Here is a 20,784-nt window from a genome sequence, read left to right as displayed (position 1 = left end):
CGGTCATCTTCCCATCTTATTAATATATCCTTACAGGCAAGATAAGGTGCAGATAGCCCGCATTGTCCGGCTGTTTGATCAGGAACGGACTCATGGATCCGGTAAATTCGACCGTTGTATCTTCACCTTCCACCACACGCAGCGCATCAATCAAATATTTTGCGTTAAAAGCAATAAGCAATTCTTCTCCACCAAATTGTGCCGGGCTCAACATTTCGGAAGCCTTCCCTACATCCGGCGAATTTGAAGAGATTTCAAGCTGATTGGATTTGATGTTCAATCTCACTACGTTATTATCGTTGTCCCGCGCGATCAGAGCTGCACGTTCCACTGCTTCTAGTAAAAGTTTGGTGCCAACACGGATGCTTGTTTTAAACGCAGTAGGAATGATGCGGGAAGTATCCGGATACTGACCGTCAATCAAACGGGAATAAAACTGAGTCTGCGCAAATTTGAAAAGGATCTGGTTCTCCGCGATTACCACATCTACTAGCGCATCATTATCAGGCAGCAAACGTCCAAGCTCGGATAAGCTTTTGCCCGGAATGATCACATTTGAGAATGATAACGCGGCAGGAGCTTCCACCACTACTTCCCGTTGGGCCAGCCGGTGGCTGTCAGTAGCGACGAATCGAAGATGTCCGTCTTTAAGAGAAGCGACTACCCCAGTCAGAACCGGCCGAATTTCTTCCGTCGATACAGCCGGAACCGTTTGGCGGATCATATCTTTCAAAACAATTGACGGAATGCTGAACATCTGGTTTCCGGAAACCTGAGGCAGCCTTGGGAATTCTTCGGCATGCAGCCCATGCAAATTGAATTCGGAAGTACCGGAACGAATCACGGTCAGGTAGTTCTGTTTGACTTCCAATTCAACGGTTGAATGAGGAAGTTTGCGCACAATTTCAGACAAGTAACGAGCCGATAGAACGATAGCCCCTTCTTCCATAATTTTTGCAACTTGCTCATTGTCTACGTGTGTGGGAAGGCTTGTCTCAATGCCTGTTTCCAAATCGGTAGCTGTCATTTTTAACGCTTCTTTTTCTGCTGCAATCTTAATACCGGATAATACCGGAATGGTCGTTTTATTCGATACAGCCCTTTGTACATTTTGGATTGCGGAAAGAAGAGCACTGCGTTCAATCGACACCTTCACGGAAAAAATCCTCCTCGTTGATTTTAAATAGACTTGGAATCAAAATCGAATGCGATTCATACTTATATTCTGATGAATACTTTTTTAAAACAGTCATAACAGTAATAAGCGCTGTGGATTTGTGGATAACTATTGTGAATTCATATTTTGTCTGATTTTGTCGATGTGGACAATCTGTTTATACTTTAATCTTTTCTTTCAGGTTTTCAACAGTTTGCCGCAAGGAGAAATTGTTCTCCAGTTCTTTCGATATTTTCTCGTGAGCATGAATCACGGTAGTATGGTCCCTCCCGCCAAACTCATCCCCGATCTTAGGCAATGAAAAATCTGTCAGTTCCCTCGCAAGATACATCGCGATCTGTCTGGGGAATGCGACGGCTTTCGTTCGCTTTTTCGCCTTGAAATCATCAATCTGCAGATGAAAATGCTCCCCCACAACTTTTTGAATCTCGGTGATTGTGATGGCTTTCGGTTTGGAGTCGGAAATGATATCTTTCAGCGCTTCCGCTGCCAGATCCGCACTCAAATCATGGTTAATCAGAGAAGAGTAGGCAACGACTCGGATCAGAGCTCCCTCTAACTCTCGAATGTTCGTGTCGATCTTATTCGCAATGTACATAATGACATCGTTTGGGATGTTCAGACCGTCCGCTTTCGCTTTCTTCCGAAGAATCGCCACGCGGGTCTCAAGATCGGGAGGCTGAATGTCTGTTATGAGCCCCCATTCAAATCGGGAACGAAGCCGATCTTCCAGCGTGGGAATATCTTTTGGCGGTCGGTCGCTGGATATGATAATCTGCTTGCTTTCTTCATGCAGAGTGTTGAATGTATGGAAAAATTCTTCCTGTGTCTGTTCTTTTCCGGCCAGGAACTGAATATCATCGATCAGAAGAACATCAATATTCCGGTATTTATTCCGAAAATCGTCTGTACGGTTGTACTGGATCGAATTGATGAATTCGTTCGTAAACTTTTCGGAAGAGATGTACATCACTTTGGCGGATGGATTATGTTCCAGTACATAATGACCAATCGCGTGCATCAAATGGGTTTTTCCCAAACCAACACCGCCGTAGATAAAAAAAGGATTGTACGCTTTCGCCGGCGCTTCGGCCACGGCTAAAGCAGCAGCATGAGCGAACCGGTTTCCTGCCCCGATCACAAACGTTTCAAAAGTGTATTTCGGGTTCAAGGCAGAGGGTATGTACTCCTCGTTCAAGTCCTTGTCCGCCCGTCCATTGGGTTCTTTTATGCGGCGAACCTCCTTGTTTTCAAACTGCTCTTCTGCGATCTGAGGAATCACGAATTTTACGGTCATGTCAGAAAGTGTAAGAGCGGAAAGGGTTTCCGTAATGATCCCCAAATACCTGGACTCTAACCAATCGCGGGCAAAATCGTTAGGAACACCTACAACCAACGTATTCCCTTCCAGGGAGAGAGGCCGGGTTGCTTTAAACCAAGTTTCAAAACTCGGTTTGGACAATGTGTTTTCTAACAAGGAAAGAGCTTTTTGCCAAAGTTCGCCGGCTTGCCGATCCATGGAAACTACATACCTCCTAGAAAAAAAAAACAGTAGAAAAGTAGGTTTTAGAGAAAAAAAAATCCACGCTAAAAGTTCTTTGTTAACAGAACTGTGGATAATTCATCATAGGCGAATTTTGTCGTGGATTCGTGAATTGACATGGAAATTGTAGATTCCTTATGAGGACATGTGGATAAAATAATTCCATGAGAGGATAAGTATTCACAGCGTTATCCACAAGATGTGGACAACCTTGGGTATAAATCGGAGTTATCCACTACGATGACAAAATCATGATAACAAAAATAGACCCTTGTCTGCAATGCTTTTTTCCGACTTATCCACAAATCTGACAGTATTCAACAAAAAGGATGCACAACTCTGTGGATTGTGGATAATATGTTGAAAAATTTGTCGATGCTTGTGGATTTCCAGTCGAAAAGTATTTGAAAGTTACCCACAAGGGATGCGTTCTTGACAGCAGCACAAATAAATGTCTATAATGTCCTAGTATGTTGTTGAAGTTATCTCTTTCCAGGGAATAAGGATGTTTTTCTTTTCATATAGGGGGTGTGGCAAGAATGAGACCGACATTTCAACCGAATGTACGCAAACGCAAAAAAGTTCACGGTTTCCGTAAACGCATGAGCACAAAAAACGGCCGTAAAGTATTAGCAGCTCGCCGTCGTAAAGGTAGAAAGGTATTGTCCGCATAGGCCACAAGTTTTTGTGGCCTTTTTTCTACGTTCAGGTGCTCTGGCAACTTGTCCGTGCGGATACTAGTATAAAAGAGCGCTTTCTTCGTACATACTGAGAGGTAGTCATGGAAAAAACGCATCGTCTCAAAGACAATCGGGATTTTCGAAAAGTTTTTAAAAAAGGAAAATCGTTTGCCAACCGGTACCTTGTCCTTTATCATGCACCCAACCAGCTAGGCCATTACAGGGTGGGTTTTTCTGTGTCTAAAAAAGTAGGCAATGCGGTCGTTCGGAACAAAGTCAAGCGATATCTGAGAGAAGCCATCCGTGCTGAACATCTGGACCCGTCTCTATCGGTCGATTTTGTGATTATTGCAAGGCCGTCAGCTGCAGGTTTGGACTTTGACGGTTTTCGTACGAATCTAGTACACTTACTTTTGAAAACAGGATATATAAAAAAGGGTACATAAGAGATGAAACGACTGGCATTGCTTGCAATTCAATTTTATAGAAAATGGATTTCACCCATGAAACCGCCATCGTGCCGGTTTTATCCCACATGTTCCGCTTATGCGCTTGAAGCGATTGACAAGCATGGGATAACACGCGGGGGATGGTTATCCGCTAAACGTCTAATTAAATGTGCCCCATGGCATCCCGGCGGGTATGATCCTGTGCCGGAAGTTAAAAATCGGGGACTGCAGTAGGAGGGGACTTTTTTTTGAAGAAGATAGGTCTGTTCTCATTGTTGGCTTTACTTAGTTTGACCGTGACCGGATGTGGAGCCAATGCTTCCGGCACTCTGGATCGTTCCGGTTTTTGGGGAAAATTTGTCGGTATCATCTCTGACGGAATCGATTATTTTGGTAAATTGATCGGTGATTATGGGATTGCGATCCTGGTCATCACATTGATTATCCGGATTATTATTTTCCCTTTAATGTATAAGCAGCTTAAGCATTCCAAGCTTATGCAGGAATTGCAGCCTGAAATGACCAAGATCCGGGAGAAGTACAAAAACGATCCGCAAAAAATGAATCAGGAAATGATGAAGCTGTTTCAGGCGAAAGGCACAAACCCGCTTGCCGGCTGTTTTCCGATCTTGATCCAGATGCCGATTCTCTTCGCTCTCTACCAGGCTATCATGTACAACGGTCACATTAAGGCGGCGACATTCCTTGGACTTATCCAGCTTGGACAGCCCGAACATTTTGTTCTGCCGGCTTTAGCTGGCTTGACCACCTATATTCAGACACGTATGACGATGATGAATCCGAATGATCCACAGCAGAAGATGATGCTGTACATTATGCCGGCCATGATTTTCTTCTTTGCTTTCACATTTCCGGCTGCACTTTCGCTTTACTGGGTATTCGGCAACATTCTCACCATCATTCAATACTATTTCCTGAAGAAACCGCAGAAGGCAGCCACTCAGGGAGGCCCCGCAAAATGAAAAAGGTAATTGCCACGGGCAAGACAGTTGAAGATGCTGTTGAAATTGCGCTACGCAAGCTTGGGGTTACGAGAGACCAAGTCGAAATCCGCATCTTGACACAACCTTCCAGGGGATTTTTGGGTCTGATTGGATCCCGTGACGCTGAGGTTGAAGCTGTTGTCAAGGAACCCGCTGTTGCAGAGCAACCGCAGTATGAGGTTCCACTTGCTCCAACAGTTCCCGCCAATGAAATACTTGATCCGGTTGAGTCGATCGAGAACGCGGTCCAATTTTTGAAAGATGTAGTTGAATCGATGGGGTTATCTGCTGAAGTTGTTGTCAGGTATGAAAGAGAAGGTCATTATGTCTTCCAGATCGAGGGCGACAGAATGGGGATTTTGATTGGAAGGCGGGGTCAAACCCTCGATGCCCTTCAATACCTTGTGAATTTGGTTGCCAATAAGCATTCCGAAACATTTTTGCGGATTATCCTCGATGCGGAGGATTATCGTGCACGCAGAAAGGAAACTTTGGAGCGTTTGGCGGACCGGCTGGCGAAGCAAGTCTTGAGAGAGCGTCAGGAGATCGAGTTGGAGCCTATGCCTGCTCACGAACGCAAAGTCATCCACACGTATCTCCAGGGACATACGAGGGTAGGAACGCGGAGTGTTGGGGAGGAACCAAATCGCAAAGTCTTAATCTATTTAAAATAATATCCACATGTGAATAATTTATTCGACCGTCATCAATGGGGTGGCGGTTTTTTTAATACGCTGTGGATTGTGGATAATTTTTTGAAATGAAAACATTATGTTACAATGAAATGTGCACAATGAGTTGTATAACAACGTGGGGGATTTTATATGCTTGAGTTTGACACGATTGCCGCGATTGCCACGGCGCTGGGGGAAGGCAGCGTAGGAATTGTCAGGGTCAGCGGACCCGATTCGATTCAGATTGTGGATAAAATTTTTCAATCAAAAACAAATTTGGAGGAAGCGAAAACCCATACGCTTCATTATGGTTATATTATTGATCCGAAAACACAGGAGAGAGTGGATGAGGTATTGGTGGCACTCATGCGGTCGCCAAGGAGTTATACCACAGAGGATGTGGTGGAAATCCACTGCCACGGCGGAATTGTCGTTGTACAGCGGGTTCTGCAGCTCGTGCTGATTGCGGGGGCCAGATTGGCTGAGCCTGGCGAGTTCACGAAACGGGCATTCTTAAACGGAAGAATCGATCTCTCCCAAGCGGAAGCGGTTATCGACCTGATTCGCTCCAAGACGGATGAGTCCATGAAGTTAGCATTAAAGCAGGTGGAAGGGCGACTCAGTGATAAAATTCGGACTTTGCGCCACACGATGATTGAGCTGCTGGCTCATATTGAGGTCACGATTGACTATCCGGAACACGATGTTGAAGATGTCGCGGTTCGCCGGATCATCAAGGTTGGCTCCGAAGCGGTAGATGAGATACATAGGCTGCTGGAAACTGCCCGAACAGGTCGTGTCCTGCGTGAAGGGATTCGTACCGTTATTATCGGAAAGCCCAATGTTGGCAAATCTTCTCTTTTAAATGCTCTGTCCCGCACTGAACGAGCGATTGTCACCGATATCCCGGGAACTACCCGTGACATTCTGGAGGAACAAATCAGCATCCGCGGGATCCCGCTGCAAATTATTGATACTGCCGGAATCCGTGAAACGCAGGATGTGGTGGAAAGAATCGGGGTCGAGAGAAGTCGATCCGCTTTGGAGGAAGCGGATTTGGTTCTCTTTATGCTGGATGCCAGCAGAGAGCTGACCGACACTGACAGGGAACTTTTGACGAAAGTACAGGGAAAGCCTACAATAATAATTCTAAACAAGTTGGACTTGCCGAGAGCTATTCGAGCTGAAGATATCACGAATGTTGTTTCGGGAGCGGCCGTTGTCGAGATGTCTGTAAAGGAAGGCAAAGGAATCGAGGAGTTGGAAAACGAAGTCGCGAGACTGTTCCTAGAAGGCGGTATTGAAGGTAAAGAGGCAGCCTATGTATCCAATGCCCGCCATATATCACTTTTGGAAAAAGCAAAGCGGCAGATGGAGGAAGCGATTCATTCTGCAGAGGCCGGTATGACTTTGGATCTGGTTGCGGTTGAAATCAGAGACGCCTGGGAGACGCTAGGAGAGGTTATTGGCGAAGCGGTAGGGGAAGATCTATTGGATCAGATTTTCTCTCAATTTTGTTTGGGTAAGTGAGAGGGAGGTGCATTTTTATGCGTTATTTTGCAGGGGAATATCACGTAATTGTAATCGGAGCGGGTCACGCAGGTTGTGAAGCGGCTCTGGCATCTGCCAGACTGGGATGTAAAACGCTCTTATTAAACATTAATCTGGATACCGTAGCCTATATGCCTTGTAATCCGGCAATTGGCGGACCGGCGAAAGGAAATGTGGTCCGCGAAATTGATGCGCTTGGCGGAGAAATGGCAGCGAACATAGATAAAACATATATTCAAATGCGTCTTTTGAACACAGGGAAAGGACCTGCTGTGCATGCTTTGCGCGCGCAAGCGGATAAAGCTTTCTACAGCTTGAGCATGAGATATACAATCGAGCACACTCCGAATCTGACACTTCGTCAAGGAATGGTTGAGGAATTGTTGGTCGAAGGGGAACGGATTAAAGGGGTTGTCACAAAAACCGGGGCAGAATACCACGCGCAAGCTGTCGTCCTGACTACAGGCACCTATTTGAGGGGGCGTGTCATTATTGGCGATGTCTCCTATCAGAGCGGTCCCAACGGTCAGATGCCGGCATTAAAACTAACTGATTCGTTGCTGGATCTCGGTTTCAAACTTACCCGCTTTAAGACGGGAACTCCGCCGCGGGTCAACAAGAACACGATTAATTTTGATAAATGCATTGTGCAGCCGGGGGATCCGGAACCGCTCCATTTTTCATTCTCCGATGATGTAAAGCCGAGGGAACAGGTTCCTTGTTGGCTCACTTACACGAATGAAACCACCCACTCCATTATCATGGAGAACCTGCATCGGGCACCGATGTACTCGGGTGATATCGAGGGTACCGGTCCGCGTTATTGCCCTTCAATCGAAGACAAGGTGGTTCGTTTCGCGGATCGTCCTTCCCATCAGATTTTCCTGGAACCGGAAGGAAAAGATACGGCGGAATGGTACGTTCAGGGCTTCTCCACATCGCTTCCGGAAGATGTCCAATTCCAGATGCTAAAAACGATTCCGGGACTCGAAAATGTGGAGATGATGCGCCCGGGATATGCGATCGAATACGATGCGATTCTGCCCACGCAACTGAAACTGACCCTTGAATCGAAAGACATTAAAGGTCTTTATACAGCCGGTCAAATTAATGGCACTTCCGGTTACGAAGAAGCTGCCGGACAGGGGATTATGGCAGGAATCAATGCCGCTCTTGGCGTTATGGACAGAGAGCCGGTAATTCTGGGTCGCTCTGATGCTTACATTGGGGTAATGATCGATGATCTTGTTACCAAGGGTACGAATGAGCCTTATAGGTTGCTGACGTCACGTGCCGAATACCGACTGATTTTGCGGAATGACAATGCGGATCTGCGTTTAATGGAAATCGGACACAGCATCGGGTTGGTATCCCCACAGCGGTTTGACCGTTTTTTGCGGAAGAAGGATAATATCGCGAAAGAAATGTCCCGTCTGAAATCGATTCGTTTCAAGGCGGACGACATCAATCCGTTCTTGCAGGAAAAAGGGACGAAGCCGCTTGAGAAGGATCAGGCTGTTACTTTGGATCAATTATTGAAACGTCCGGAGATTGATTATAAAGCGGTCAACGACTTGGCTCCGGCCCCGGAACCAATTCATCCGGAAGTTGCGGAGCAGGTTGAAATCCAGATTAAATATGCGGGATATATCGAGAAGCAGACACAGCAAATCGAACGGCAAAAGAAGCTGGAAGAACGTTTGATTCCGGAGGATATCAGTTACGAGGCGATCACCGGCTTGTCTTCGGAAGCACGGGAGAAGCTTTCGAAGATTCATCCACGCTCGATTGGTCAGGCATCGAGGATCTCCGGTGTTAACCCGGCTGATATCTCGATCCTGCTTGTTTGGCTTGAGAGCAAGGTTAAAAGGAGTGCCGGTGCATGAGCAGTCCTCTAATCGAGCGATTTTCCCTTAAGATTCAAAATGAAATGGGTATCGAGGTGGGCGAGGACATCCTTGCCCGCTTTGCCCGTTATTACGAGTTATTGGTGGACTGGAATGAACGAATGAATTTAACGGCAATAACCGACCAAGAGGGAGTGTATTGGAAGCATTTTTTTGATTCTGCTACACTGCTTACCGTTGCACAATTTAACCAAAGTTCCACTCTATTGGATGTTGGGGCGGGGGCCGGTTTTCCATCGGTTCCTTTACAGATTCTCTGCCCGGAGCTCCAGGTAACGGTTCTCGATTCATTGCAAAAACGGATCAGCTTTCTGAGCGAATTGAAGAGTCAATTGGAACTCACGAATTTTACTCCAGTCCATGGTCGTGCGGAGGACTTTGGGAGGGATCCCAAATGGCGGGGATCATTCGATCAAGTGACTGCACGTGCGCTTGCGCGTCTTCCTGTATTGCTCGAATTCTGTTTGCCATTCGTAAAGGTTGGCGGATATTTCTTTGCCATGAAAGGGCCTGATGGCGAAGCGGAACTGAAAGAATCTGCTAAAGCACTGCAAACTTTAGGCGGCGAAGTAGAGGATGTCCGTACATTTGAAATCAAAGAAATTGAAGGGAAAAGAACCATCCTTGTCATACAAAAGGTCAAAGACACCCCGAAGGCTTACCCTCGTAAGGCGGGGACTCCTGCAAAAAAACCGATCATGTAATACTCACAAAAGAAGGAACTCTGATCAAGAATCTCGAATTAATACCTGCGTGCATATCTCATGTACGGGGTTCTTTTTTTCTGCAATTCAAGTTGCCGGGGGAGTGGCTGATGAAGGAACAGCTTTCAAGGTTATTTGGCGGATCTGATAAAGAGATATCTGGACATGAAGAAGTAAAACAGATCCCGATTGATTTAATTGAACCGAACCGTTTCCAACCTCGAACCGTTTTTGATGATGAACGGATTGATGAATTAAGTCAAACCATACGGACGCACGGGTTAATTCAGCCTATTTTGGTTCGGAAAAATGGGGCTTCTTATGAGTTGATCGCAGGTGAACGCCGATGGAGGGCAGCGAAGAAACTGGGGTTTGCCAACATTCCGGCGATTGTTCGGGAACTCACGGACACTCAAGCAGCATCTGTTGCTCTGATTGAAAACCTGCAGCGGGAAGGACTTACTGCAATTGAAGAAGCGGTAGCGTATCAACAGCTGCTCGATTTACACGGGCTTACGCAAGAAAGTTTAGCTCAACGCCTTGGAAAAGCACAGTCGACAGTTGCCAACAAACTTCGACTTCTTAATTTGCCGCAGGAAGTACAGGATGCCCTTTTGGCACGTGAAATTACTGAACGGCATGCCCGGGCTCTGCTTTCATTGCCGTCTGTAGAACTTCAGCTCAAAGTTCTTGCCGAAGTGATTGACAAGCAGTTGAATGTGAAACAAACGGAAACCCGGATCGAACAACTGCTTGAACAATCAAATCCTAAACCGAAACCGAAGAAAGTTTCGGTTTCGAAAGATGTGCGATTGGCAGTTAATACGATAAGACAATCGCTTGATATGATCCATAAGACCGGATTATCTGTCATAACGGAAGAGCAGGATCACGAGGAATACTATCAATTTGTGATTCGGGTACCGAAATCATAATGCTGAAGAAGCGGGCATTTTCCGCCTGCTTCTTTTTTTTTCTCTATGAATCCTGTAAAATATAGGTTGCGAGATTTAATAGGCAGGAATCAGCAAAGAAGATTCTTACTGTACATAATTAATATCCGGACGAGGTGAAGCTTTTGGCGAGAATAATCGCGGTAGCAAACCAAAAAGGCGGCGTTGGGAAGACGACGACGGCTGTTAACCTCGGTGCCTGCCTGGCTACACTAGGTAAACGAGCACTTTTGGTAGATATTGATCCACAAGGGAACACTACAAGCGGAGTTGGCATCAATAAGGCTGATGTAAGCTCCTGTATCTATGATGTTCTGATAAATGAAGTGGACGCCCACGAATCGATTCTGGCAACCGGGGTGGAGGGCCTGCATATCATTCCCGCTACAATTCAACTTGCCGGTGCCGAAATTGAGTTGGTACCTACCATTTCGCGGGAAGTAAGACTTCGTAAAGCTTTGCAGCCTCTGAAGACAAAGTACGACTATATCATTATCGACTGTCCTCCTTCACTTGGCCTTCTGACAGTGAATGCATTAACTGCTTCCGATTCAGTGCTGATTCCCATTCAATGTGAATACTACGCTTTAGAAGGCTTAAGCCAGTTGCTTAACACAATTCGTTTGGTCCAGAAGCATCTGAATACCAAGTTGGAAATTGAGGGCGTTGTTCTTACCATGTTAGATGCACGTACCAATCTCGGAATCCAAGTGATTGAAGATGTCAAAAAGTACTTCCGTGAAAAGGTCTACAACACGATTATTCCTCGGAATGTTCGGCTTAGTGAGGCTCCAAGTCATGGACAACCGATCATTTCATATGATCCGAAGTCTCGGGGTGCCGAAGTTTATATGGACCTTGCAAAGGAAGTGTCGAACTTATGAGCAAGCGTCTTGGAAAAGGATTAGAAGCGCTTTTGCCGCAGATCGGTGCGGAAGATAGTGTTCTAACGGTTAAAGTGGAAGAGCTTCGTCCTAACCCTTACCAACCGCGTCGAGAATTTGATGCTGATAAACTGCAGGAATTGGCCGATTCAATACGGGAACATGGAATCATTCAACCGATCATCGTTCGAAAAAGCTTTCGGGGCTATGAAATTGTTGCCGGGGAACGCAGATTGCGCGCAGCCAAGCTCGCTGCATTAGAAGAAGTACCGGTTGTCATCAAAGATTTTGACGACAGGCAGATGACTGAAATCGCCTTGATCGAGAACCTTCAACGGGAAGACCTGAATCCGATGGAGATTGCGGAAGCATATAACAACATCATGGAGAAGTTTGATCTAACTCAGGATGAGTTAGCGAAAAAAGTGGGGCAGAGTCGCTCTCATGTCGCCAACTTTCTCCGATTATTGAATCTGCCGATCGAAATTCGAGAATATGTTTCACGTGGAACAATTTCTATGGGACATGCGAGAGCCATTCTTGGATTGGAAGATAAACAACAGCAAGTAGCTCTGGCGAAAAAAATTATTGAAGATGATTTGAGTGTCCGAGTCGTGGAGCAGATAGTCAACCGACTTGCGCAAAATGTTCCACGTGAAACAAAAAAGAAAAAACCGGAAGTCAACAAGACCATTCGACAATATGAAGAGAAGTTTCGTGCATCTCTAGGTACTGCCGTTAAAATTCATTCAGGCAAAAAACGGGGTAAGATCGAAATTGAATATTATTCACTGGATGATTTGGAACGGATCCTAAACTTGATAAGTGAATGAGGAGAACATCACCTGTGGAGAGGAGTGGGTCCTCTCCGTTTTTGTACCGTATAGAACGATTATCGAAGCAGCTCTTTGCCCATCAACCGGATACAACAGAAAGTTTTTTTGGTCGATAGGAAATTATAAATTCTGTCCTATCGACATAGAGGAAGGCCGATTAAAAGTGCGACATCCGTGTTGGTCGATGAAAACGCAACGTCCATGTTGGTGGATGATAAACGCCTCGTCCTGAGGCATCATCGACACTAGCACGTCCATGTGCGTCGTATGGTCCACACTAGAACGTCCGTGCTCGTCGCAACGTCGGCATCAGCGCATCCATGCGTAAGCCAACGGGGGCCCCGCCAAGGTGCTCCTCACCTTGCTGGGTGTAACTTTGGCTCCACCAGAGCCAGAGTCTTGGCGGAGCCAAGTTTTCTTTAAAAGGACGGAAAGTATAAATCGTGGTGAGAATATGCCGCGTTTTATACTTTCTTAGTTGTTTCATACAGCTTCTATAAATCACAGCTTCTATGAATCTCTACCGGGAAGAAGCGGACGAGTTTAGGGTTAGGTAGCGAGGTGACGAAAGAATGATATATCTGGATAATGCTGCATCATCATGGCCGAAACCCCCGCAAGTGGAAGAATCAATGGTTGAGGTGCTGCGAGACTATGGCGCGAATCCTGGCCGAAGTGGACATCAGTTGGCGGCCAAAGCGGCAGATACAATTTACCAAATCAGATCCCAGTTGGCCAAATTGTTTCATGTGAAAAACCCGAATGATATTGTGTTTACGCAGAATGCAACGGAATCGTTAAATTTGGGGTTGAAAGGCTATCTGAAATCCGGGGATCATGTAGTGACTACAAGCTTCGAACATAACTCGGTCCGAAGACCTTTGGAATACTTGAGGGAGTTCGGCGTGGAGATATCGTATGTAAGTGGCGCCATAGACGGAAAACTGTCCGCTCAAGACATAGAGCAAGCGATCAGGGAAAATACGAAACTGATTGTGGTTACACATGCATCGAATTTAACAGGAAGCATTCTCCCGATCGAAGAACTGGGGAAACTGGCACACAAAAAAAATATTCGTTTCATGGTGGACGCTTCGCAGACAGCTGGCTATTGTCCGATCGATGTGGAAGCCATGAAAATTGATCTGCTGGCATTCACGGGTCATAAAAGTCTGTATGGGCCACAAGGAACCGGCGGTTTATATATTCACCCCGAATTGGATCTGGTGCCTCTTCTGCATGGAGGAACTGGAGGACATTCCGAGTTGATCGAACAACCTCCGGTCAGGCCGGACCGTTATGAAAGCGGAACTCGAAATACGGTAGGCATAGCCGGATTAGGGGCGGGGGTCCGCTTTATAGAAGAAACCGGATTGGATGTGATTCGAAAACACGAAGAGCACCTGACCGATTTTCTGATGGAAGAAATGGGGCGAGTCAAAGGGTTGACAATCTATGGTCCAGAAAAAGGCCATCCACGCTGTCCTATCGTTTCGTTTTCAATTGACGGATTTGATGCGAGCGAGATTGGATTTATTTTGGACACCCATTATCAAATCGCCGTTCGGGCGGGCTTGCATTGTTCCCCGCTCGCACATGAGACAATTGGAACAATTGAGGGAGGGCTGGTAAGAGCAAGTTTAGGTTTTTTTAATACGAAAAATCATATAGAAGAGTTTGTCCGCGCATTACGGGACATTGTCAGTTGAAGGGAGTCAACAGATGGTACTTTTGGGAACTCTGGTCAACGCAGCAGCTATTCTGGTTGGATCCGTACTTGGAGTCATTTTTCAGAGGATACCGGAGAAAATGAAACAGACCATCATCCAGGGATTAGGATTGGCTGTGTTTATAATCGGTGCAACGATGGCTTTTAAAGCGGGAGATGATCTGTTCTGGGTGATACTATCCTTGGTAGCCGGAGCTGTCATAGGCGAGTTGTTGGATATTGAAGGGAAGCTGGAGAGTGCCGGACGATTTGCTGAACGGAAGATGTCCCGTTTCGGACAAGGGAAAATCGCTGAGACGTTTGTCTTTGCATCTTTAATCTACTGTGTCGGTGCTATGGCGATCGTGGGTTCTTTAGAAAGCGGTTTAAACTCAAATCATTCCGTCTTGTACACAAAATCCATACTGGATGGATTCTCGGCGATTATCTTTACCTCCACGATGGGGGTGGGGGTTGCATTATCTGCAATTCCGGTATTTTTTTATCAGGGATTGATCGCTCTCACCGCCGATCTTATGAGTGATTTCTTATCGCAGCCGGTAATAACCGTAATGTCGGCAACCGGCGGTATTCTGATAATGGGGATTGCCTTAAATATTCTTGAGATAAAAAAGATCAATGTGGGGAACTTGCTGCCAGCGATTTTTATCGCGGGAGTTCTCAAGTGGTTTCTCCTATAGATAGGACTTGGGACATTGGGAATCCTGCAAAATGGTATGATACAATATCAACGTTAAATGTACTGTGTACTGGGAAGGAGCAAATCCTGAATGATTGACTATCGTCAATGGATCTTGGAAAATCTTGAAACAGTCGTTCTCACAATCATCGGTCTCTTAGTCTTAGCCCTGTTTTTCTTTATTCTCAATACGGTCCGCCTAAACCAACTGCATAAACGGTATCAGCGGTTGATGCGGGGGGCGGACAAGTCCAATTTGGAGGAGCTGCTGTTCCGAAAGGTAGAAGAGCTGCAGCATCTGGCCGATAAGGTGAAAGAAGTACAGGACACACAAGCAAAAGTCAATCAGGATATCCAAAGCAGTCTTGGCCCAATAGGAATTGTCCGTTACAATGCATTTAACGATGTTGGGAGCGATCTTAGCTTTTCAGTGGCAATCCTAAATCGGGATAAAAATGGGGTTGTCATTTCAAGTCTGTATGGCAGGGAAGACTCCAGAATCTATGCGAAGCCGGTTGAAAACGGCGATTCTACATATAAAATGACCGACGAAGAGAAAGAAGCGATTTGCATCGCGATTGAAAGCTTCGCCAAACGATGAAGACGATTCATGAAGTGGTAAACGGAATCGTGGATACGGCTGCGCATCGGTTACCATGTTAAGAGGGAAAAAAGTAGTCGTAAAAACGGAAAAACCATTTTTTACTCATGCAGAGGGGAACTTCTCCATAGTGGAATTCAAGAAACATTTAAGATTCTGCCCAATCGCATGGAGTTGTTGGTTTGACAATTCTATCGGCATGAAAATAAGTCCCCGGATGCCCGGGGACTTTCGTTTTACTGGAGTTGCTGAAGCCGTTCATGAACCTGCTGCGGAGTAAGTCCGTGCGCATTAATAGTGGGACAGTTTTGAGCCACATTTTGAATGCCCATCATGTTTTGATCACTGCCGGAAATTACGATTGCAGAATAGTTCTGCGCTTGATTGAGATTGGAAGCGTCCAGATTATCTACTTGATATCCTTGTTCGGAAAGATATTCTTGGACGTGCGAGAGGTTGGATTCAACTGCAACTCGTTTCATGGAAAGCCCTCCTTTTTGGAATCAAAAGTAGTTTGATTCCAAGCGGGCTTGATTATACGGTGCAGCCTCCAAGAGACCATGTACGGTTTCAGAAAGAGTTTGCGCGATGCATTCGGCCATTTTCATTACTACAGATAATCGTGTGTTTTGTAAGACAAAGTATTCCATAAACCCTCCGACATTCACAATTCCGGTAATGTGGATGTCGCCGACTTCAGGAAGGTTCTTGTTTACCCCGGCTCCAGGTTTCAATGGCCCTTGACCGACGGAGATCATCCCGACAGAACTAAGCTGTCCCAAACATGCATCAATTGCGATAATAAACGGATTTTGGTAAAGCCGTTTGATTCCGGAAAGAGTTTCGGCCAAATTGACCGCATGAACCGGATTTTCCAATGTGCCGTAGATAGGACACAATTCATCCCTGAAAAGTGTTTGTAAGCGGCTGCCGACTAGCGGACCCAAGGAATCCCCCGTAGAACGGTCGGTCCCGATGCAAAGGATCACCAGTGGCCGATCCCGATATTTGTTTGCAAGCAAATCGATCAAGTGAAGTCGGATCGCTGAAGGCGCATGCGGCAGGGTGTGATCAATTTTGAAAGTGGACATAGGAATTCCTCCGGGTAGGCGTATTGGTAATCAGTTTATGGAAAACTGTGGAGTTCTATACTTGTCTGACTGGAATACGTATAAAAGTGGGGTACTTCCACTATATGCGCGACGAGGGACGAAGATTCGAAAAGGGAGGCAGCAAGCATGATTGATCTGTCCATCCTCCATGCGAATATGGTTGATCTGCTCATCCTTTGCCTGATCTCGTGGTTCACAATCATTGGCTGGCGACGGGGCGGATATCGATCTTTACTCGATTGCATGAGTATAGGAAGTGCGATTGCTGTAGTTGTGTTTACGATTCCGTTATTTCGCGATCAATTGATTGATGGAGATTGGGCGTGGCAGCTGAGAAATTGGATACATGAAATGATGAGAACGGTACCAACGTTCGGTTTCTCAAATGCAGAAATGGGTCCTGCGGATAAGCTGTATCATCTTTTGATTGTCGGAGCCGGTGCGTTAACGGTCTGGATTGGAATTCAAATGATCCTGCAAGTGTTTCAGACAGTCTGGAAAGAACCATCCGGTTCAATTGCGTCCCGCGTCACAGGCACCTTGCTTGGAACCTGTATAGGCAGCGTTTTTTCCATATATATGGTACAATGTCTAGGACCATTGTCATGGTTGAGAGGCTGGGAGGCGTTGGATCACTATTTGGCGAAATCTTTTTTCGTGTGGGCTTTTATGAATTTGATGGTGATTTAAAGAGGTGGAAGAAGAAATGTATATGTGGGAGCAGTGGAAGATCTTGTACCAAAATCTGATGGAAAAGCTGAGCAGCCCGGACTTTTGGGGGGCGGTGGTATATGGGGCACTAAAAATTATTGTTATAGTAGTTGCAGCCAATATTTTTGTCCGAATTGGCGGAGCTGCCTTAGCCCGATTGTTCTCCAATCGCGCGGTTCGAATGGACGAGCGTAGGACCCGCACCTTGACAGTCTTGGCCACAAGTATATTGAAATATGTTGTATATTTCTTTGTAATTATGACAGTAATGGAGCAATTAAACTTTCCGATTAAAACACTTTTGGCAGGTGCGGGAATCGTCGGGTTGGCGATCGGTTTTGGTGCTCAAAGTCTTGTGAAAGATGTGATTACCGGGTTCTTTATTATTCTGGAAGATCAATTTGCTGTAGGAGACCAAATCCAGACGGGCAACTATCGGGGAACGGTTGAAGCGATTGGATTGCGGATTACGACGATTCGTGCTTGGACCGGGGAACTGCATATTTTACCGAACGGACGAATCACAGATGTGACCAATTTTTCAAAAGCGAATTCATTGGCTGTGATTGATGTGGGCGTGGCTTACGAGGAAAATCTCGATCGGGTTTTTGACACATTAAAAGATGTTTTAGCAAAAGCTCAAGAGGAGATGCCGTCAATTGTAGGGGAGCCTCAGGTATTGGGGGTGCAGAATTTTGGTCCGTCCGAAGTGATCATCCGTATCACGGCGGACTGTAAACCGACGGAAAACATTCCGGTTGCCCGGGAATTACGCAGAAGGATTAAGGTCGCGTTTGATGAGAGAGGAATTGAAATCCCGTATCCGAAACAGGTAGTAGTGTCTCCGGGGAATGTGGATGCGAAAGGGAATCCGGCTGTATCTGAAGGGTAACAAATCTTGATTTGGTGGGATGCACTGTGGAGCGAAAACAATTTGCGCTGGGCGATGTAGTGCAAATGAAAAAACCTCATCCTTGCGGGGCGAATGAGTGGGAAGTGATTCGCATGGGGGCCGACATTCGAATGAAATGTGTTCAATGCCAACGCAGTGTGATGATTCCAAGGAGTCAATTCGAACGGCAGATGAGGAAAATCCTGCGCAAGGCAGATGAGGTTTAATTCTCCAGTTTCCGAAACATACTAACCCTCGCATATGGTATTTGGAGGGATCCGGATGATCGGAGAAAAAATTATTGCGATTCAGAAAGATGCGAATGGGAACATAGCAAAGGTTAAGACTCATACAGGACGAATTCTCACGATTGAAGAGGCTATGGTGCAAGCAAATAATGGAGGATTTGACTCGATTACGTCGCTTGATCCTCAAGGAAACTGGTATATTGCCAGTTCAGCAGGGGACGGACAGCCGGAAACAGGTGGGAATCTGACCATTCTTCCCGAGTTTTAGTTTATATCATAAAGCAAAGGGATTCCGCAAAATTCTTTCAGTGTTGTGAATAGAGGAAGCCGGCCGGGGTTGAAACGCAGAACCAACGGTCGGTTTTCTTCGGTTAACACAATCAGCAGCGCTTCTCTGGACGGACTCAGGACCAGAAACAATTGGGATATCGAGACCTCGCCAATTTTGATGATAGGCTCTAGAGGAACCCGAAGCAGGATTCCATCGTGAAATTCGATATTGAGTTGTGGGGCCGGTTCGGTAACCGCTCTCAGCCAGTCAACCGCTTCCTGTTGTATTTCTTCCGTATTGACAATATGTTGAACAACCTTTCCTTTGGTTACATCGAACAACTCGATGTCTGGCAGTTGAGATGCTTCAACGGTGGGAGTTCCGGGTATTGCAACAAGAAACATGCACAGGAGTAAGGCTTTTTTCAACATGAAAGAACACCTCCGTTCTTACTTTGCCCAAAATTATAGAATCGGAACTCGTGGATGAAAAAAGAAAAAAGGCGGTCTCCATTGAGACCACCGCTTGCAAGCAGCTTTCCCATTTATTAGTAGGAAACAGGAACCAACAGGAAGAACAGAACAAAAATGATTAAGAAAACCACAGCCCAACGAGTGTAACCACCGAAGATTGGATACATTACCTGATTCCCTCCTTTCGTACATTTTAGATTATGTGACGGGTGTCATGATGGTAGCGGTGTTTGTCTTAGGAGAATTGCCTATTTTTTAAGGCTGAAGAGTATCGGATCGGTCTATGTTCACGATTTTTTAATAGTTTTTTCATAGATTTTTCTTAACTTGGTCACAGATCTATTGCTTTTCTTTTCTATAGTGAAGAAAAACGCCCATGCCACATTCAGGTATCGGGCGCTTTTTTTCAAGTGTGTATACAACTTGTAAACAGAACACCGAATTGGATTCCGGTTGTATACAATTTGTAAACAAAAAGACAGGGGTTATTCCAAAAAGTATACAACTTGTAAACAAAAAACGGGTTTGCAATATCCAAGTGTATACAGTTTGTATACTTCGGAGCGGGATGGCCTGCGTTTGTAAACAAAACTTGTATACAGTTTGTAGACGGGTTTGTATACAACTTGTAAACGAAAAGGGAGGATGTAGGGATGAGCAAAAGAATGGCAGCGGTGGATATTGGAAATGAAGGCTTGAAGGCGTACGCCGGAGGATTAAACAACGAACTGTATATCCCGAATGTTATTGCTGAGATTGGTGCTCCCGGGAAGTTGTTGAGATGGAAAAGCAAATCATTGACGGATTGCACGTCGAGATTGTCTCCGGCGCATTAAAAAGAGGTAAAGGGATTTATGCTGTTGGAAAACTTGCTGCTGGATATCCTCATAATGATGAACTGACTTTAGAATCGGAAAAATCGGAAAGCGACCAGACTCTCATTTTGCTCCTTACTGCTCTTGCGTATGATGCAGTCATGAATCTTCCTGAAAAGAAAGGAATAGTGGAAGGTACCTATTTCCTCTCGACAGGATTGCCGCTTAGCGAAGCCAAGAGAGGGAAACGATCGGTGTTTAAGGAGAAACTGGCAAACAATCAACATGAGGTTCATTTTAAAGATACGCCGGAACTGCGCGGAAAAATTGTTCGACTCAAGTTTGAGGAAGTCTTGGTGAACACGGAAGGACATGTGGCACTTGTCGATTTAACCACCAACGAAGATGGCTCCGTACGCAATGAAGAATTAACGAAGATGACAGTCCTGATTAACGATATTGGCGGCTTATCAACCGATGCAGTAATCGTTCATTCGGACGGAAGTATCGATAACGTTCATTCCGAAGGAATTAAAGAAGGGGTTTCCCCCTATCTGGATGAAATCATGGACCGCGTACACAGGCAATTCGGTTATAAATTCCAAAGCAGACGGCAACTCGTGGAAGTGATTACTGCAGAAAATCCGGAAGAACGGAATTACATTTGGTTGAAGGGGAATCGGAGAAGCATTCAGCCTATCGTGGACGAGGTATTGATGAAGCTGGCGAAAGAAGAGTACAAGCTGATTAAAAGTTTATGGAACAAAGTGCCGCAAATTCGTGTCTCCTACCAGATCGGTGGAGGATCGCTGCTTTTAAAACCTACCCTGAAAATATCCGAGGCAGGGAGTACCTCTAAAGGCAATAGGAAACTAAACCCAGTGAAGCTAT

General features: G+C 45.7%; 25 protein-coding genes. 20 read left to right on the top strand and 5 right to left on the bottom strand.

From position 1 onward, the window contains the following. Positions 1-19: 19 nt before the first annotated feature. On the bottom strand, positions 20-1,156 hold the full coding sequence (gene dnaN / locus ACFO8Q_RS13970; RefSeq protein WP_380026427.1) for a DNA polymerase III subunit beta: 1,137 nt from the start codon (positions 1,154-1,156) through the stop codon (positions 20-22). Positions 1,157-1,334: 178 nt separating this feature from the next. Then, positions 1,335-2,696 (bottom strand): chromosomal replication initiator protein DnaA, encoded by a 1,362-nt coding sequence (dnaA, locus tag ACFO8Q_RS13965; protein ID WP_380026426.1) that lies wholly within the window; start codon positions 2,694-2,696, stop codon positions 1,335-1,337. A gap of 563 nt (positions 2,697-3,259) precedes the next feature. Between dnaA and rpmH the strand changes: the two genes are divergently transcribed. From rpmH to ACFO8Q_RS13895, 14 genes are all read left to right on the top strand, one after another. Continuing rightward, positions 3,260-3,394 carry a 50S ribosomal protein L34 gene (rpmH, locus tag ACFO8Q_RS13960; protein ID WP_200757487.1) on the top strand — a complete coding sequence of 45 codons (135 nt, stop codon included), beginning with the start codon at positions 3,260-3,262 and terminating at the stop codon, positions 3,392-3,394. A 107-nt stretch (positions 3,395-3,501) separates the two neighbouring features. Further along, complete coding sequence (rnpA, locus tag ACFO8Q_RS13955; protein WP_380026425.1) at positions 3,502-3,846, top strand: ribonuclease P protein component; 345 nt, start codon at positions 3,502-3,504, stop codon at positions 3,844-3,846. Between the two features lie 3 nt (positions 3,847-3,849). Next, a complete protein-coding gene (gene yidD / locus ACFO8Q_RS13950; RefSeq protein WP_380026424.1) occupies positions 3,850-4,083 on the top strand; it encodes a membrane protein insertion efficiency factor YidD in 234 nt (77 codons plus the stop codon). Between the two features lie 14 nt (positions 4,084-4,097). Continuing rightward, the gene (locus ACFO8Q_RS13945; protein WP_380026423.1) at positions 4,098-4,832 is read left to right on the top strand and encodes a YidC/Oxa1 family membrane protein insertase; all 735 of its coding nucleotides are present in this window, start codon (positions 4,098-4,100) and stop codon (positions 4,830-4,832) included. Continuing rightward, a complete protein-coding gene (gene jag / locus ACFO8Q_RS13940) occupies positions 4,829-5,527 on the top strand; it encodes an RNA-binding cell elongation regulator Jag/EloR (RefSeq protein WP_380026422.1) in 699 nt (232 codons plus the stop codon). Before ACFO8Q_RS13945 ends, jag begins: the two co-directional genes overlap by 4 nt. A gap of 150 nt (positions 5,528-5,677) precedes the next feature. Continuing rightward, complete coding sequence (gene mnmE, locus ACFO8Q_RS13935; RefSeq protein WP_380026421.1) at positions 5,678-7,057, top strand: tRNA uridine-5-carboxymethylaminomethyl(34) synthesis GTPase MnmE; 1,380 nt, start codon at positions 5,678-5,680, stop codon at positions 7,055-7,057. Between the two features lie 17 nt (positions 7,058-7,074). Beyond that, entirely contained in the window at positions 7,075-8,964 is a 1,890-nt protein-coding gene (gene mnmG, locus ACFO8Q_RS13930) for a tRNA uridine-5-carboxymethylaminomethyl(34) synthesis enzyme MnmG (RefSeq protein ID WP_380026420.1), read from the top strand. Next, on the top strand, positions 8,961-9,689 hold the full coding sequence (rsmG, locus tag ACFO8Q_RS13925; protein WP_380026419.1) for a 16S rRNA (guanine(527)-N(7))-methyltransferase RsmG: 729 nt from the start codon (positions 8,961-8,963) through the stop codon (positions 9,687-9,689). The genes mnmG and rsmG overlap by 4 nt, the downstream gene beginning before the upstream one ends. Before the next feature lie 110 nt (positions 9,690-9,799). Next, the gene (gene noc, locus ACFO8Q_RS13920) at positions 9,800-10,624 is read left to right on the top strand and encodes a nucleoid occlusion protein (protein WP_380026418.1); all 825 of its coding nucleotides are present in this window, start codon (positions 9,800-9,802) and stop codon (positions 10,622-10,624) included. A 143-nt stretch (positions 10,625-10,767) separates the two neighbouring features. Next, positions 10,768-11,526, top strand: a complete 759-nt coding sequence (locus ACFO8Q_RS13915; protein ID WP_380026417.1) for a ParA family protein — start codon at positions 10,768-10,770, stop codon at positions 11,524-11,526. Beyond that, positions 11,523-12,359 (top strand): ParB/RepB/Spo0J family partition protein, encoded by an 837-nt coding sequence (locus ACFO8Q_RS13910; protein WP_380026416.1) that lies wholly within the window; start codon positions 11,523-11,525, stop codon positions 12,357-12,359. Before ACFO8Q_RS13915 ends, ACFO8Q_RS13910 begins: the two co-directional genes overlap by 4 nt. A gap of 575 nt (positions 12,360-12,934) precedes the next feature. After that, positions 12,935-14,071 carry an aminotransferase class V-fold PLP-dependent enzyme gene (locus tag ACFO8Q_RS13905; RefSeq protein WP_380026415.1) on the top strand — a complete coding sequence of 379 codons (1,137 nt, stop codon included), beginning with the start codon at positions 12,935-12,937 and terminating at the stop codon, positions 14,069-14,071. 13 nt (positions 14,072-14,084) lie between these two features. After that, on the top strand, positions 14,085-14,771 hold the full coding sequence (locus ACFO8Q_RS13900) for a DUF554 domain-containing protein (protein ID WP_380026414.1): 687 nt from the start codon (positions 14,085-14,087) through the stop codon (positions 14,769-14,771). A 90-nt stretch (positions 14,772-14,861) separates the two neighbouring features. Continuing rightward, positions 14,862-15,371 (top strand): DUF4446 family protein, encoded by a 510-nt coding sequence (locus ACFO8Q_RS13895; RefSeq protein ID WP_380026413.1) that lies wholly within the window; start codon positions 14,862-14,864, stop codon positions 15,369-15,371. 236 nt (positions 15,372-15,607) lie between these two features. Here the strand turns inward: ACFO8Q_RS13895 and ACFO8Q_RS13890 are convergent, their stop codons facing one another. Together ACFO8Q_RS13890 and yyaC are read right to left on the bottom strand one after the other, a co-directional pair. Beyond that, complete coding sequence (locus ACFO8Q_RS13890) at positions 15,608-15,853, bottom strand: YkuS family protein (protein ID WP_380026412.1); 246 nt, start codon at positions 15,851-15,853, stop codon at positions 15,608-15,610. Positions 15,854-15,874: 21 nt separating this feature from the next. After that, a complete protein-coding gene (gene yyaC, locus ACFO8Q_RS13885) occupies positions 15,875-16,462 on the bottom strand; it encodes a spore protease YyaC (protein WP_380026411.1) in 588 nt (195 codons plus the stop codon). A 147-nt stretch (positions 16,463-16,609) separates the two neighbouring features. Here yyaC and ACFO8Q_RS13880 point away from each other — a divergent pair, with 147 nt between their 5' ends. Genes ACFO8Q_RS13880 through ACFO8Q_RS13865 form a run of 4 tightly spaced genes read left to right on the top strand, consistent with a single transcriptional unit; the run spans position 16,610 to position 18,602 of the window. Beyond that, positions 16,610-17,173: a CvpA family protein gene (locus tag ACFO8Q_RS13880; protein ID WP_380026410.1), complete on the top strand. Its 564-nt coding sequence runs from the start codon at positions 16,610-16,612 to the stop codon at positions 17,171-17,173. Between the two features lie 16 nt (positions 17,174-17,189). Next, positions 17,190-18,086, top strand: coding sequence for a mechanosensitive ion channel family protein (locus ACFO8Q_RS13875; protein WP_380026409.1), 897 nt, complete (start codon positions 17,190-17,192; stop codon positions 18,084-18,086). Between the two features lie 26 nt (positions 18,087-18,112). Beyond that, positions 18,113-18,313 carry a DUF951 domain-containing protein gene (locus ACFO8Q_RS13870; RefSeq protein ID WP_380026408.1) on the top strand — a complete coding sequence of 67 codons (201 nt, stop codon included), beginning with the start codon at positions 18,113-18,115 and terminating at the stop codon, positions 18,311-18,313. A 55-nt stretch (positions 18,314-18,368) separates the two neighbouring features. Continuing rightward, the gene (locus tag ACFO8Q_RS13865; RefSeq protein WP_380026407.1) at positions 18,369-18,602 is read left to right on the top strand and encodes a DUF3892 domain-containing protein; all 234 of its coding nucleotides are present in this window, start codon (positions 18,369-18,371) and stop codon (positions 18,600-18,602) included. On the opposite strand, the gene ACFO8Q_RS13860 is transcribed toward ACFO8Q_RS13865, so the two are convergent. After that, entirely contained in the window at positions 18,599-19,036 is a 438-nt protein-coding gene (locus ACFO8Q_RS13860; RefSeq protein WP_380026406.1) for a hypothetical protein, read from the bottom strand. The genes ACFO8Q_RS13865 and ACFO8Q_RS13860 overlap by 4 nt on opposite strands. Before the next feature lie 695 nt (positions 19,037-19,731). Here ACFO8Q_RS13860 and ACFO8Q_RS13855 point away from each other — a divergent pair. Continuing rightward, the gene (locus ACFO8Q_RS13855) at positions 19,732-19,914 is read left to right on the top strand and encodes a hypothetical protein (RefSeq protein ID WP_380026405.1); all 183 of its coding nucleotides are present in this window, start codon (positions 19,732-19,734) and stop codon (positions 19,912-19,914) included. Continuing rightward, positions 19,860-20,784 (top strand): Alp7A family actin-like protein (locus ACFO8Q_RS13850; RefSeq protein WP_380026404.1); only part of this gene is annotated, 925 nt, incomplete at its 3' end. The genes ACFO8Q_RS13855 and ACFO8Q_RS13850, both read left to right, overlap by 55 nt.

It is taken from the genome of Effusibacillus consociatus (assembly GCF_042652925.1).
GTDB classification, from domain to species: domain Bacteria; phylum Bacillota; class Bacilli; order Tumebacillales; family Effusibacillaceae; genus Effusibacillus; species Effusibacillus consociatus.
Note: the sequence above shows the minus strand (reverse complement) of the source record. Positions and strands in the feature narration are given on the sequence as shown.